General features: G+C 71.4%; 14 protein-coding genes. 3 read left to right on the forward strand and 11 right to left on the reverse strand.

Features of this window, described 5'->3' with window-relative positions:
* Window positions 1-66: 66 nt before the first annotated feature.
* Window positions 67-426 (reverse strand): hypothetical protein, encoded by a 360-nt coding sequence (locus B0B15_RS16095; RefSeq protein WP_176776533.1) that lies wholly within the window; start codon window positions 424-426, stop codon window positions 67-69.
* 345 nt (window positions 427-771) lie between these two features.
* Between B0B15_RS16095 and B0B15_RS00830 the strand changes: the two genes are divergently transcribed.
* Complete coding sequence (locus B0B15_RS00830; RefSeq protein ID WP_076672853.1) at window positions 772-1,446, forward strand: hypothetical protein; 675 nt, start codon at window positions 772-774, stop codon at window positions 1,444-1,446.
* 111 nt (window positions 1,447-1,557) lie between these two features.
* Here the strand turns inward: B0B15_RS00830 and B0B15_RS00835 are convergent, their stop codons facing one another.
* The 6 genes from B0B15_RS00835 to B0B15_RS00860 all read right to left on the reverse strand — a co-directional run bounded on the left by B0B15_RS00835 (window position 1,558) and on the right by B0B15_RS00860 (window position 6,244).
* Window positions 1,558-3,258: a sensor histidine kinase gene (locus B0B15_RS00835; RefSeq protein WP_076672854.1), complete on the reverse strand. Its 1,701-nt coding sequence runs from the start codon at window positions 3,256-3,258 to the stop codon at window positions 1,558-1,560.
* Window positions 3,259-3,274: 16 nt separating this feature from the next.
* The gene (locus B0B15_RS00840) at window positions 3,275-3,457 is read right to left on the reverse strand and encodes a hypothetical protein (RefSeq protein WP_076672855.1); all 183 of its coding nucleotides are present in this window, start codon (window positions 3,455-3,457) and stop codon (window positions 3,275-3,277) included.
* Between the two features lie 353 nt (window positions 3,458-3,810).
* Window positions 3,811-4,005: a hypothetical protein gene (locus tag B0B15_RS00845; protein WP_143016307.1), complete on the reverse strand. Its 195-nt coding sequence runs from the start codon at window positions 4,003-4,005 to the stop codon at window positions 3,811-3,813.
* A 363-nt stretch (window positions 4,006-4,368) separates the two neighbouring features.
* Window positions 4,369-4,965: a CbiQ family ECF transporter T component gene (locus tag B0B15_RS00850; protein ID WP_076672857.1), complete on the reverse strand. Its 597-nt coding sequence runs from the start codon at window positions 4,963-4,965 to the stop codon at window positions 4,369-4,371.
* Window positions 4,959-5,645, reverse strand: coding sequence for an energy-coupling factor ABC transporter ATP-binding protein (locus B0B15_RS00855; RefSeq protein ID WP_076672858.1), 687 nt, complete (start codon window positions 5,643-5,645; stop codon window positions 4,959-4,961). Before B0B15_RS00855 ends, B0B15_RS00850 begins: the two co-directional genes overlap by 7 nt.
* Window positions 5,642-6,244 (reverse strand): biotin transporter BioY, encoded by a 603-nt coding sequence (locus tag B0B15_RS00860; RefSeq protein ID WP_076672859.1) that lies wholly within the window; start codon window positions 6,242-6,244, stop codon window positions 5,642-5,644. The genes B0B15_RS00855 and B0B15_RS00860 overlap by 4 nt, the downstream gene beginning before the upstream one ends.
* A gap of 53 nt (window positions 6,245-6,297) precedes the next feature.
* On the opposite strand from B0B15_RS00860, the gene B0B15_RS00865 reads away from it, so the two are divergent.
* Window positions 6,298-6,903, forward strand: a complete 606-nt coding sequence (locus tag B0B15_RS00865; RefSeq protein ID WP_076672860.1) for a TetR/AcrR family transcriptional regulator C-terminal domain-containing protein — start codon at window positions 6,298-6,300, stop codon at window positions 6,901-6,903.
* A 399-nt stretch (window positions 6,904-7,302) separates the two neighbouring features.
* On the opposite strand, the gene B0B15_RS16680 is transcribed toward B0B15_RS00865, so the two are convergent.
* From B0B15_RS16680 to B0B15_RS00880, 3 genes are all read right to left on the reverse strand, one after another.
* Window positions 7,303-8,307 carry a cytochrome b/b6 domain-containing protein gene (locus tag B0B15_RS16680; protein ID WP_256334124.1) on the reverse strand — a complete coding sequence of 335 codons (1,005 nt, stop codon included), beginning with the start codon at window positions 8,305-8,307 and terminating at the stop codon, window positions 7,303-7,305.
* A 1,134-nt stretch (window positions 8,308-9,441) separates the two neighbouring features.
* Entirely contained in the window at window positions 9,442-10,404 is a 963-nt protein-coding gene (locus B0B15_RS00875; RefSeq protein ID WP_076672861.1) for an electron transfer flavoprotein subunit alpha/FixB family protein, read from the reverse strand.
* Window positions 10,404-11,180 carry an electron transfer flavoprotein subunit beta/FixA family protein gene (locus tag B0B15_RS00880; RefSeq protein ID WP_076672862.1) on the reverse strand — a complete coding sequence of 259 codons (777 nt, stop codon included), beginning with the start codon at window positions 11,178-11,180 and terminating at the stop codon, window positions 10,404-10,406. The genes B0B15_RS00875 and B0B15_RS00880 overlap by 1 nt, the downstream gene beginning before the upstream one ends.
* A gap of 72 nt (window positions 11,181-11,252) precedes the next feature.
* Between B0B15_RS00880 and B0B15_RS00885 the strand changes: the two genes are divergently transcribed.
* A complete protein-coding gene (locus B0B15_RS00885; RefSeq protein WP_076672863.1) occupies window positions 11,253-11,780 on the forward strand; it encodes a MarR family winged helix-turn-helix transcriptional regulator in 528 nt (175 codons plus the stop codon).
* 64 nt (window positions 11,781-11,844) lie between these two features.
* Here B0B15_RS00885 and B0B15_RS00890 read toward each other — a convergent pair whose 3' ends face one another.
* Window positions 11,845-12,633: an enoyl-CoA hydratase-related protein gene (locus B0B15_RS00890; protein ID WP_076672864.1), complete on the reverse strand. Its 789-nt coding sequence runs from the start codon at window positions 12,631-12,633 to the stop codon at window positions 11,845-11,847.
* Window positions 12,634-12,659: the final 26 nt, after the last annotated feature.

A 12,659-nucleotide genomic window follows, 5' to 3' on the forward strand; every position in this document is an offset into this window, starting at 1 on the left:
CGTCGCGACGGGTTGTGGAGCGGCGGCGTGGACTTGGAGCTATCGGCGCTGCGGGTGTGGGGAGGCTCATCGGCGGCCAAATGAGCGGAGAAGTCCCGCTGCGGGACGCTGCTGTTCTCCTTGCTGCGCGCCGAGGACAATGAGCAATCCGGTCAGAGCGGGGGTCACCCGCTGAAGGATGCGCTCCTGGTTCTGCGCAAAAGCGAGCGTGGAAGACGCTGCTGCGGACGGCTCGGTGACCCCCTTCCCACCCTCGTCGGCATGGCTCGCGATCTTCGCACCCAGAAGCCCGGACTGCACGCTCGCGGCGAGAGCGAGACCGGTGGCGACCAGCTTCAGCGCAGTGTTACGTCGCGCTTCGGGTTGCCCGGCGAGCCGCGTCTTGTTGCCCACAAAGAGACCGACTCCCCCGATGCCGTGCACCACGATTGCCGCAACCTGCACGGGCGCCCACCGGGCCCAACCTGCAGAGGAGAGTCGGAGTCTTTCTTCAGGGTCAGAGGCGAGAGCGGCTCCACCGGTTTGGGCCATCGGGTTGCGGAGCACCCGTAACTCTGCCGGTCAGGTTGTGGCACCGCGAGTCCAGCGGCGACCCGACAGACATTGAATTACAGGCAGCCGCCATTCCGGCCTAAGAACCGTCAAATGTGGCGCGATGAGGGTGAAGATGACCACCCCCGCCCACGGACGCGGGACGCGGGAGTGTACGCGCGGCATACGCCGTGATCAACTATGTCGCCGGCTGCCCGTAGCGCTCGTAGCGTCCGCGGCATGAGCTCCGACAACACCCCAGACGCAGTCAGGTCGACACATCACGAGCCCCGCCCCACGCACGACGCTTCCTCGCCCGGCAGCGCCGTTCCCATCGACGCCGACCACCCCCGTCGAGACGATGTACTGGCCCGGGAAAGGGAGACGTTCGGAGGCTTCAAGTTCGGCTCAGCCTTTTTCGGGTGGCTCACCGCGACCGGCACCGCCGTCCTGCTCACCGCCTTCGCTGCCGCAGTGGGAGCGGCCATCGGGCTGAGCCAAACGGAGACCGCGGACAATGCGGACAACGCCGCTACGGACAACGCTGGCACGCTGGGCGTTGTCAGCGCGATCGTGGTCGGAGTCATCCTCCTCGTCGCCTACTTCGCCGGCGGCTACGTCGCTGGACGTATGGCGCGGTTCAGTGGCGCTAAGCAGGGACTCGCCGTTTGGGTTTGGGCCATCGCGATCGCCGTCGTGGTTGCGGTAGTCACCGTCATCGCGGGCAGCCAGTGGGACATCCTCGGGAACCTAAACAGCTTCCCGCGCATTCCGGTCACCCCTGAATCTGCCACAACTGCGGGCATCCTGACCGCACTCGGTGCCGCGGTGATCACCTTGCTAGGCGCCATCCTCGGCGGCCTCGCCGGAATGCGCTACCACCGTAAGGTCGACCGCGTTGGCCTTGGGGGGTGAACGCTCCTCCCCCGCCACGTTCCACCTTGATGCGCCTCTGACAGCTATCCGCAGTGGTGCACGACCGGTCTCGCCTGACTCATTCCGGTCAGGTTCCGTTGAGTTCGTGCGCTAGTCGGGCAGCGACATCGCGGAAGGGGCCGCGGGGAGCGATGCGTGCGCTGGGGACGGACTGGCGCCCGTCGCGCGGGCCGGTAGTTTCAGGGTGACCGTCGTACTCGCGCCAGGAGTGCTATGGATGCGAACGGAACCTCCATGCGCGATTGCGATTGCGCGCACATTCGTGAGGCCCAGGCCAAAGCCCTGGATCTCTCGAGCTCGGGCATACGGAGTTCGGTAGAACCGGTCGAAGATCCTCCGCTGCTCCGCCGAGGTGATTCCAGGCCCGTCATTGCGTACAGAGATGATCGCACCAGCACCTGTGACGCCGTACTGAAGGCTGACGCGCGAGCGCGCGTCCCCGAACTTCACTGCATTGGTCAACAGCTCCGCCGTCGCGATCGTCAGTTGCTCGGGGTCAGCGTGGAGAAGGCTGGCTCCCAAGCGCTCCGTTTTGATCTGGATCTGCCGTGGGCCAGCCCCGGGCGCAACCTGACGCACCGCCTCGTCGGCGACCTCGCCGAGGTCGACGTCGACGATGTGCAAGTTCTTCTGGGTGTCGCTGGCGGCGAGGAGGTTGCCCACTCGGTCGAAGAGATCATTGGTGCGGCGGGTGATGACCTCGATGTAGCGTCGCACGGTCGCGTTGTCCTCGGGCACGGCGTCCTCGAGAAGGTCCAGGAACCCGGTGATGCTGGTCATCGGGGTGCGCAACTCGTGAGAAACGGTGCGAAGGAAGTGTTCGCGTACCTCGATCGCTTCCGCAAGCTCGGTGATGTCGTAGATGACGATGACTGTTCCCAGCACGTGCCCATCGGGCCGGCGAACTTGACTGGAAGACGCGAGGAGGGCCGCCTGCGTGTCAATCGGGCCCCACCATTCGAGGTGGTCGGTGATGGTCTCCCCCGCCAGGGCGCGAGGGATCAGCTGCGCACTGTAGGGAACGGCAGTCGAGCGGTCAGCGGCGAGAACGTCGTTTCCCACATGCGGGCGGTCGTGGAGTGAGAACCCGGCGCGCTCTGCATACCCGTGTGCGAGCGCGTTCGCGACGTCGAGGCGCCCATCCGCGTCATAGAAAGCAACCCCGGCGTTAACTGTGCTGAGGATGCCGAGAGCGACTGTCTCCGCATCCTGAGCCTCGATCAGCGCTGCGGCTTGGTCTCGGTATGCCTGTGCGAGACGCTCCGACTTCCGTCGTAGGTGTCGAGCCGCCACGAAGACGATGACCGCCACACCGACGATGAAAGTGGGCAAGGTGATGACATTCGCCCACTCAAGCGCGGCCCCGGGCCACGCACCGACATAAGCGAAGCGAAACGACGTCACAAATCCTGCCCCAACGACCGCGACGACGATTCCGTACCAGCGGAACCCGTACGCCAGCCACAACACGGGGAAGATTGCAAGGATGGAGACGGCGGGAACAAAGGGCAGCAGTTCAGCGCGCAGAAAGGCCACGGCCGTGATGTCCATCACGGCGACGATCATCATCCATGATGGAGCGAACTTTTCCCACGGCACGAACAAGGCCGCCAACGTCGCAGCACCACTTACTCCAGCGCCCATCATGACGACGGGAGTGCCCAGCGAAGACGGCAGGGCGATACCCGCAACACCCGCGAGGAAAACCACCCCCAGCACGAACGGCAGCTGCGCACGAAGAAAAACGCGCAGGCGCCCTCGGCTGGTCGATTCCATTTCAAACAGCGGCATTCGGCCACGTCCCCGCTCAGATCACGTCGGTCGCGTGGAGGTACTGAGCCACACGCTCATAGTTGACGACACCAAGGGGGGTGCCGTCAGCGCGGCTGACGTCACCGAGCAGGACTAGTTTCTCACCGGTCATACCAAACACATGCTCGTGCAACTCAACGACGACGCGCCCGACGCCGGGCACGGTGTAGGTAAGCATGACTCGACGCTAGGTGGCCGCGGCATCGCCAGCATCCACGGTGCGCAATGTGTCCCGCTTTGAATCAAAGCTATGGGATCCGGGTTGCCGCCCCCGATGAAGGCCGCGCGCGTCGAAGTCTCCGCGCTAGTCGCCTGCCCTAGGAGCCCGTTGTTCCGGTGACCTCCCCCTCCCGGGCATGCCTGGCGTCCAGCTGACGGCAGACGTCAATCTCTATGCATGGACCGGCGGCGCTGCGTCGTTCGAGTTCGACATTGACGCCGTCTCTCACTCCGTCGTGATCCTTTTGGCGCCTGACGCCCAGTCGATGCCCGAGGACAGCGCGGGTGCCATGACGGTGCGGTCAAAAGCGGTCAGGGGACCGGGGCGGGCGGCGGTGGCTCAGCACTGGGCGAGAGCTCGGTCACCTCGGGCTGCGCCTCAAAAGCGACCCGCCAATCCGGTGCACCGACCCCGATCGGCGCCAGGTACACGGAGGTCGTTGCGTTGCGCAGCGGGAAGATCACCAGACCGCTGTCGACGCCGTCGACGGGCTTCTGATCGGCCACGTAAGCGATTCCGCCGCCGCCTGCACCGCTCGCGGCCAATTCCTCGAGCCACGCCTCCAGCGTGTCCCTACTGCACGACTCAACCGACCTGTTCAAAGGCCTTCCAAGTAGCGAGGACGTGCTCGTAATAATGGGTGTGGCGAAGTTCCGCCGCGATGGCCACTCCAGCGGGCTCGGACCAGCCATAAGTGGGACAAGGGCGCCCCACCCGGCGCACGCGCAAGGTCTGGACCGCTCGTCCCACAGAGGGCGGCGCATGTCCCGCATATGGTCACTCCAGCGGGCTCAGACGGGCCCCAAGGGGGACGAGGTCCGACGCCGAACGGGGCGGGATGAGCTCCGGCGCGGACGCGAACGGCGCGCTCAGCGGATGCCGCGGGCCGCGAGGCCCTCACCGAGGGCATCGGCATGGCGCAGGGCCGCGATGAGCAGCGACAGGGCTCCGCGAAGGAGGGACGGCCGCACTCCGCGGGCGCGCTGCGCCTCGCGTACCTCGGCGGCCAGCCGCGCCAGCACGGGGACCGTCGTGATGGTCACCGCGAGCAGGAGCGCCGCGCGCTCGGCATCCATCCCGACCCTCCGCAACGGGCGCAGCGCGCGTTCGAGGGCGTCGAGCACGTCGTCGACGCGCGTGGTGAGCGGCAGGAGCGTCGCGACGAGCAGGGCGGCCGCGACGCGCGCGGTGTTGGCCAGGGCGGGCTCGGGGCCGAGGAAGACGAGCTGGCCGATCGCGGTGATCGCCAGGATCCAGCGCAGGCCCCGGAGCTGACGCCCCAGCTCGCGCATTTGCAGACCGGAAGCGGCGTAGGCGACCGTCACGACGCCCGCGCAGACGGCCGCCGTCCACGCCACGCTCGGCAGGGCCGCCACGCCGAGCGCGATGATCGCGACCAGCAGCATGCTGGGGCCCGCCGGCATCCGGTGCAGCGGTCCGTCGCCGGGTCGGTACAGGCTCAGCACGCCAGGGCCCGCTCGTAGGCGTCGACGACCCCGGATGCCGCGCCCGCGGCGCTGACGGAACCCTCGGCGAACAGCACGGCGGCGTCGCACCGCCGCGCGAGGGCGAGATCGTGGGTCACGAGGACGAGCGCGTGACCGGTATCGGCGAGGAGGTGGTCGGCGACGCGGCGCGCATTGCGAGCGTCGAGGGATGCCGTGGGTTCATCGGCGACGACGAGGGCGGGATCGCGGACGAACGCTCCGCACAGCGCGAGCAGCTGCTTCTGTCCGCCGGACAGGTCGTGCGCGGGCCGATCGGCGAGGTCGGCGAGTCCGAACCGCGCGAGGGCGCGGGCCACCCGCTCGGCGCGCTCCGCCTTCGCCAGGCGTTCCGCGCGCAGCGAGAACCCGACGTCGTCCGCGACCATGGGCATCACGATCTGTGCGTCGGGATTGCTCAGCACGAGGGCGACGCGGCGGCGGAGGTCGGCGGCATCCCGGTCGGGATCGAGGCCGAGGACGGTGAGGCCGCCCGCCGAGCGTGTCGCGAGGCCCGCGATGAGCCGCGCGAACGTCGACTTGCCCGAGCCGTTGTCGCCGATGACGGCGATCGTGCGGGCGTCGAGATCGAGGGTGACGTCGCGCAGCACCTCCCGCCCGCCGAGACGGGCCGACAGCCCGTCGCAGCGGAGCGTGCTCACGCGGCGGTTCCGACCGTGACCTGCGCGGGGGCCGTCTCGCGCCACTCGCGACGGAACCCACGCGGGTACGCACGCGCGAGCGCGGTCACCACGACCGTCGCCACCGCCGCCTTGAGCAGGTCGCCCGGCACGAACACGAGGCTGGTGAGGGCGGTCTCGCCGAGCGGGAGCCGGGTCACCAGGCTCTGCACGGGGATGCCGACGGCGTAGATGGCCACGACGCCGCCCGCGAGCATCGCGAGGACGGTGCGCCAGAGGACCGGACGCCGCCCGCCCGCGTGGACGATGAGTCCGATGACGATCGCGCCCAGGATCCAGCCGAGCGCGTACCCGGCGGTGGGGCCGAGGAAGACGCCGAAGCCGCCGCGGCCTCCGGCCAGCAGGGGCAGTCCCGCCGCGACGAGCGTGAGGAGCACCGTCACCGACAGCGCCCCGAACCACGGTCCGAGGACGGCGCCGGCGAGCATGACGCCCAGCGTCTGCGCGGTGATCGGCACGCCGCCGAAGACCGGGAAGCTGCCGGGCAGACCCAGCACGGCGATGAGCGCGGCGAAGACGGCGACGCGCGAGAGGTCGGTGGCATCAGGGGTACGGGTCATGGCGGGCCTTCCTGAACGGTGTTCACCTGAACGGCGTTCACTATACTCATCGCATGGCCCCCCGAGGACACTCCGCCGACGACGTCGCCCTCACCGCACTGCGCATCCTCGACGACCACGGCCTGCCCGACCTGACGATGCGCCGGCTCGCGGCGGCGCTCGAGGTGCAGCCGAGCGCGCTGTACTGGCACTTCCCGAACAAGCAGGCGCTGCTCGCGGAGTTGTCGGATCGGATCGTGGGGCGCATGGCATCCGGCCCCGCCACCGACCTCTCCCGCGAGGCGCACGCCCTCCGCGACGCCCTGCTCGCCTACCGCGACGGCGCGGAGGTGGTCTCGAGCACGCTCGCCATGGGCCTGGGGTCGTCCGTCGCGCTGGATCGCCTGTCCGCGCCCGCCGCCGCCGCCGGGTCCGACGCCGGGACCGCCCGCCGAGTCGCCACGACCGTGCTGCACTACGTGCTGGGATTCGTCTGGCACGAGCAGCAGCGCCTGCAGTACGACAGCGCCGGCGCCCGCCCCGACGCCGCCGCCCGCTCCGACGCCGGGTCCGCCGCCGACGATCCGGCCGAGGTCGACGGCGGCGCTGCCGGTCTCGCGAGCGACGACTTCGCCTTCGGCCTGGACCTCATCGTCGCCGGCCTCCGCGCACGGGTCTGAACCCCGCCCCCGCGCCCGGCCCACCCGCCGAGACCGCGCGTGGTCGCCGAGAGCGCACGCGTGCGCCGAGACCACGCGCGTTCGCCGAGATCACACGAGATCGCCGAGACCACACGCGTTGGGGCGCAAAGGCGTATGAGGTCGGCGAAGGGATGCGATCTCGCGTCCACCGCGCCGAACCGCGCAACCCAGGCGACCCGCGCGACCCACGACCATCCTGCCGAGACCACCCGCGCGTGCCGAGAGCAGCCGCCCGCACCGACACCACCCGCGCGTGCCCGAACCACCCCCGTCCGCCGAGACCGCAGGCATTTGCCGAGACCGCGGGCCTTCGCGCGCATGAGGGCGCGAGCTCGGCGAACGGATGCGGCTTCGGCATCCGCCCGGCGCCGGACGCCGTCAGCGCTGCTTGACCTCGCCGAACAGGCGGGCGATCGGCACGAGCACCGCGGGACGCGCGGCGATCCATGCCGCGGCCATGACGACGAGGGATGCCGCGAAGATCAGCAGTCCGGTCGGATCGCCCGTGAACGCCTCGGGGTCGACGGACCCGCGGGCGGCGTACATGTGGTTCAGGTTGCGCAGCGCACCCGTTGCGAGCACGAGGGCGACGTGCACGACGATGAACGCCACGAAGAAGAGCATGGTCGGGAAGTGGACCTTCCGCGCCCACTCCGCCGGATACAGCCGGTTCAGCTTCTCGGCATCCTTCGGCCACACCCCCGACAGGCGCACACCGCTGACGATCGCGAGGGGCGCGGCGACGAAGGTGATCGTGAAGTACGACAGCTGCTGCAGGCTGTTGTAGTTCACCCACCCGTTCTCGGTGGGCCAGTCGAGCGAGGCGTACTGGAGCGCCGCCGAGAGGGCGTTCGGGAAGACCTCCCACGACGTCGGCACGATTCGCATCCACTGCCCCGTGACGAACAGCAGCACGACGAAGATCAGGCCATTGGCGATCCACAGGATGTCGAGCGCCTGGTGGAACCACAGGGCGAGGCTGATGCGCCGCCTCTTGTTGGTGCGGGGCGACCAGAAGGCGGAGGGCCGCTTCTCGCGACGCACCTGCCAGCCGGTGCGGATGATCAGCAGCAGGAAGAAGCTGTTGAGGAAGTGCGACCAGTTCAGCCACGCGGGCAGCCCGACGGGCGCGGACGCGGGCAGCGCATACTCCCCAGGGAACGCCGCAAGGAACTCGCGCCCGGGGCCGATCGCGAGCACGAAGCGAGCGAGGAGCACCGCGATGCCGACGAGGGCGAGGGCGAAGACCCCGAGCACGGCCGTCGAGCCGAGCAGCTGGAGCGGCGAGTAGTCGCGGAGCGCGGCCGTGGCAGCGGTCGGGCGGGGCGAGGCGGCGGTCCTGGCACCGGGTGCCGCGCGCCGCCCCGCGGCGCCGGGCCACACCGTGCGGCGAACGGTGAGAGGCGGGCGCGGGGCCGTGGGCGCGAGGGCCGCCGGGGCCGCGGGCGCGGCGGGCGCGGAGGCGGGCGCGGGGGGCGCGGGTGCGGAGGCGGACTCCGGGGTCGGGGAGGCGGGCGCGGGGGGCGCGGGGGGCGCGGAGTCGGGCTCGGGCGTCGGCACCGACGCCGGGTGCGCGGACGCCCCCGATCGGACGCCGGTGTGTTCGTCCGGTCCCGCACCCCCTCGCGGCGCGGCAGCTCCGGATGCCGGGGGCCAGGGCTCCCCGCCCGGCTCACGTGGGAGTCCGCGACGCGAAGCAGCGGTCGCGGCATCCGTTTCGGACGGCGCGGCGGCGGGGTGCGAGGTGCCCTCGCCGGTCGCGGCATCCGCCGCGAAAGGCGCGGCCGCCGGGTGCGAGGCACCGCCAGCGCTCGCGGGCTCGACGGGATCGGAGCCGTGCTCCCGCGTCGGACGCGGGGGCGCCTTCGGTCCGACGCCCGTGTTCCGGTCGGGTTCCGGCGCGGCTGTTGCGCCGTTGCCGACGGACGGGACGAGGGATGCCGGCGGCCAGGGCTCACCGCCCGGCTCGCGCGGCAGGCCCCGGCGCGCCGTCGGCCTGCCGGCCGGAGCGTTCGCGTCGGCCGAGGTCGGCGCGTCTGCGAACGCGGGCGCGGCGGCCGGGACGGCTCGGTCGGCCGAAGCGGCTCGGTCGGCCGGGGCTGGCACGTCGGTCCGGGCGCCTCCGTCGGTCGGGGCGGCTCCGCCGGTCGGGGCGGCTCCGCCGGTCGAAGCGGCTCCGTCGGCCGAGGCGGCAACCTCGGCCGGGGCGGGCGCGGGCGCGTAGGTCGAGGCGGGCGCGTCGGCCGACGCGGCTCCCTCAATCGGGGCGGGCGGGGCGACGCCGCCCCCCGCGTCGCCGGAGCCGGACCCGAGAGTGGAGTCCGCGGCATCCGTCGACAACACCGCGAGGTTCGTCGCGCTGGGGCAATCCCCCGGGGCGGAATCTGCGAGACCGGTGCCGTCCTGCGCGCGCCCCTCCGCGTCGAGACCGGGCGCGTCGGAGGCCGCGGGCGGCCAGGGCTCCCCGCCGGGGACGCGCGGCAGCCCGCGACGCGGGGTGCGGGGTGTGGACGCCATCTACTTCTTGTGGGCCTCGAGCGCGCTGATGAGTTGCGGGACGACGGTGAACAGGTCTCCGACGATACCGAAGTCGGCGATGTCGAAGATGGGAGCATCGGGGTTCTTGTCGACCGCTACGATCACGCCCGCCGTCTGCATGCCCGCCCGGTGCTGGATCGCCCCCGAGATGCCCAGCGCGACGTACAGCCGCGGCGATACCGTCACCCCGGTCTGTCCGACCTGGGCGCTCGAGGGCACGTACCCCGCGTCGACCGCGGCGCGCGAGGCGCCCACGGCGGCGCCGAGCACGTCGGCGAGGCGTTCGACGAGCGCGAAGTCCTCGCGCGAGCCCACCCCACGACCCCCGGCGACGACCGCCGCCGCTCCGCGCAGCTCGGGGCGCGACGACGGCGCCGCGGTCTCGGCGAAGCTCTCGATGCGCCCCGCCCGGGCCCCGGATGCCGTGATCTCGAGCTCCGTGCGGACGAGGGGCTGCGCCGGCAGGCGCCCCTCGACGGCGCCGGGGCGGAGGGTGGCGAGCAGCGGCCCGAAGGTCGGCGCCCCGGTGACGGCGAAGGCCCCGCCGAGCGCCGAATGGCGGGCGACGACACCGAGGTCGTCGCGCTCGACGCCGACGACATCGGTGGCCAACGGCATCCGCAGCCGCGCGGCCAGACGGGCCAACGCGTCACGCGACTCGACGGCGTGCGAGGCCAACACGAGTTCGGGCTGCTCGCGCGCGACCGCGGCCGCCAGCGCGTCGACTACGGGAACGGTCAGCGCGTCGCCGGGGGTCGGGGCCGTCAGCACTCGCACCGCACCGAGGTCGGCGGCCGCCGCCGATGCCGCCTCCGCGGCGTCGGCCGAGCAGGCGATCAGCGCGACCGGCTCCCCCACGGCCGCGGCCGCGGCGAGCAGGCCGGCCGATGACGCGGCGAGCGCTCCCCCGGGCAGCACTTCCGGCACGACCAGCACGCTCATCAGGCCACCCCCTCGGCGAGGAGGAACGCGGCGAGTCTCTCCCCGGCGTCGCCCTCGTCGACGATCTTCGTGCCGGCCTGGCGCGGAGGTCGTTCCGCGACCGACAGCATGATGTACCGCGCGGTCGCGGCGTCTTCGGGCGCGACGCCGAGGTCGCCGGCATCCACCGTCTCGAAGGGCTTCTTCTTCGCCGCCATGATGCCCTTGAAGGTCGTGAAGCGCCCCTCGGGCATCGCCTCGGTGATCGAGACGACGGCGGGGAGCGGCGCCGACACGCGCATCGTGCCCGCGTCGCTCACGCGGTCGCCCGAGACCGCGTCGTCCGTGATCTCGAGCGTCGACAGCCCGGTCAGCTGAGGCGCGTCGAGCATCTCGGCCACCATCGCGGGGACCACGCCGCCCCCACCGTCGGTGGAGAGGTTGCCGGCGAGCACGAGGTCGAAGCCGACGCGCCGGATCGCTGCGGCCAGCACTTCGGCCGTGAGCAGCAGGTCGGCCCCGCGCAGGGCGTCGTCGACGACGTGCAGCGCGGAGGTGGCGCCCATCGCGAGGGCCTTGCGGATGGTCGCCACGGCCGACGCCGGCGCCATCGCGACCACGGCGACCTCGGTGCCGGGGTGCGCGTCGGCGAAGGCGAGCGCGGCCTCGACCGCGCGCTCGTCGATCTCGTCGAGCACCGGCGCGGACGCTGCCCGCTCGACCAGCCCGGTCTCGAGCGAGAGCCGACGCTCGCCCCACGTGTCGGGGACTTCTTTGATCAGCACCACGATCTTCATCGACCATGCTCCTTCGAAGAGGGGACGGATGCCGCGACCCCGCGGCGGTAGCGTGAAGCACGAGGAGGACCCATGACGCGACGACTGCCGGTCGACCCGATCGCCGAGGCCAAGCGCCAATGGCTGGCGCACGGGTGGGACGATGCCGCCGACGGCATGACGGTCGTGACCTCGGTGATCCGCGCGCACCAGTTGCTCATGGCATCCATCGACCGGGCGTTGAAGCCCTTCGATCTATCGTTCTCTCGCTTCGAGATGCTGCGGCTGCTCGCGTTCACGCGGGAGGGGCGGATGCCGATGGCGAGCGCCATCGCACGCCTGCAGGTGCACCCGACGAGCGTGACGAACACGGTCGAGCGGCTGGCCCGCGACGGGTACGTCACGCGGGAGCCGCACCCCACCGACGGGCGCGCCGCGTTGCTCGCGCTGACGGATGCCGGACGACGGCGGGTCGACGAGGCGACGGCGGCGTTGAACGAGGTGTTCGCCGACCTCGGCCTCGCCGACGACGACGCGACGGCGCTCGTGCGCATCATCGCGCGCTTCCGCAAGGGCGCCGGCGACTTCGCCGATCCCGCCCCGGTGCCCGACCCGCTTTGAGCCCCACCGGGCAGCACGGACCCGCGGACCGCCGCGCCCGCCGGATGGCGTCGTCTCCCGTTGCTCATCGGTGCGTGAACGACGGCGACCGCTTCTCGCGGAACGCCGCCATCCCCTCCTTCTGATCGGCGGTGTCGAAGAGCGCCGCGAACGCCTGGCGCTCGAAGCGCACGCCCTCGGCGAGGGTGGACTCCAGGGCCACGTCGAGCGCGGCCTTCGCGGCGTACAGCGCCGGCAACGGCTTCTCGGCGATCGTGCGCGCGACGCTCTCGGCCTCGTCGAGCAGCTCGGCGGCGGGCACGACGCGCGAGACCAGGCCGGCCCGCTCCGCCTCGGCGGCGTCGATCATGCGTCCGGTCAGAACGAGCTCCGCGGCCTTGTAATAGCCGAGGGCGCGCACGAGCCGCTGCGTGCCGCCCATCCCGGGAATCACGCCCAGCTGCACCTCGGGCTGACCGAACTTCGCGCGATCGGATGCCAGGATCACGTCGCACATGAGGGCGAGTTCGCAGCCGCCGCCGAGCGCGTAGCCCGACACCGCGGCGATCACGGGCGTGCGCACCGCGGCGAATCGCGCCCAGGCGCCGAAGTGGTCGGTCAGCATCATGTCGAGCCCCGACTTCTGCTCCATCTCTTTGATGTCGGCTCCGGCCGCGAATGCCTTCTCGCTGCCGGTCACGACGATCGCTCCGACGCCCTCGTCGGTGTCGAACGCCTCCGCCGCCGCGACCACGTCGCGCATGGTCTGCGTGTTCAGGGCGTTGAGCGCCTCGGGACGGTCGAGGGTGATCCACCCGACGCGGCCCCGCTGCTCGACGCGGATCGTTTCGTATTCGGCATCCTGATCGGTCATGTCACTCCCGTCGTGTCGGCGCGGTC

Source organism: Microbacterium sp. RU1D, assembly GCF_900156435.1.
In the GTDB taxonomy this organism is placed as follows: domain Bacteria; phylum Actinomycetota; class Actinomycetes; order Actinomycetales; family Microbacteriaceae; genus Microbacterium.

Bases quoted from the DNA above. Each gene is read 5' to 3' on its own strand.
- B0B15_RS00875 (WP_076672861.1), bottom strand. From the start codon at position 10,404: ATGAGCGTGCTGGTCGTGCCGGAAGTGCTGCCCGGGGGAGCGCTCGCC.
- B0B15_RS00890 (WP_076672864.1), bottom strand. From the start codon at position 12,633: ATGACCGATCAGGATGCCGAATACGAAACGATCCGCGTCGAGCAGCGG.
- B0B15_RS00885 (WP_076672863.1), top strand. From the start codon at position 11,253: ATGACGCGACGACTGCCGGTCGACCCGATCGCCGAGGCCAAGCGCCAA.
- B0B15_RS00840 (WP_076672855.1), bottom strand. From the start codon at position 3,457: ATGCTTACCTACACCGTGCCCGGCGTCGGGCGCGTCGTCGTTGAGTTG.
- B0B15_RS00865 (WP_076672860.1), top strand. From the start codon at position 6,298: ATGGCCCCCCGAGGACACTCCGCCGACGACGTCGCCCTCACCGCACTG.
- B0B15_RS00860 (WP_076672859.1), bottom strand. From the start codon at position 6,244: ATGACCCGTACCCCTGATGCCACCGACCTCTCGCGCGTCGCCGTCTTC.
- B0B15_RS00835 (WP_076672854.1), bottom strand. From the start codon at position 3,258: ATGCCGCTGTTTGAAATGGAATCGACCAGCCGAGGGCGCCTGCGCGTT.
- B0B15_RS00830 (WP_076672853.1), top strand. From the start codon at position 772: ATGAGCTCCGACAACACCCCAGACGCAGTCAGGTCGACACATCACGAG.
- B0B15_RS00880 (WP_076672862.1), bottom strand. From the start codon at position 11,180: ATGAAGATCGTGGTGCTGATCAAAGAAGTCCCCGACACGTGGGGCGAG.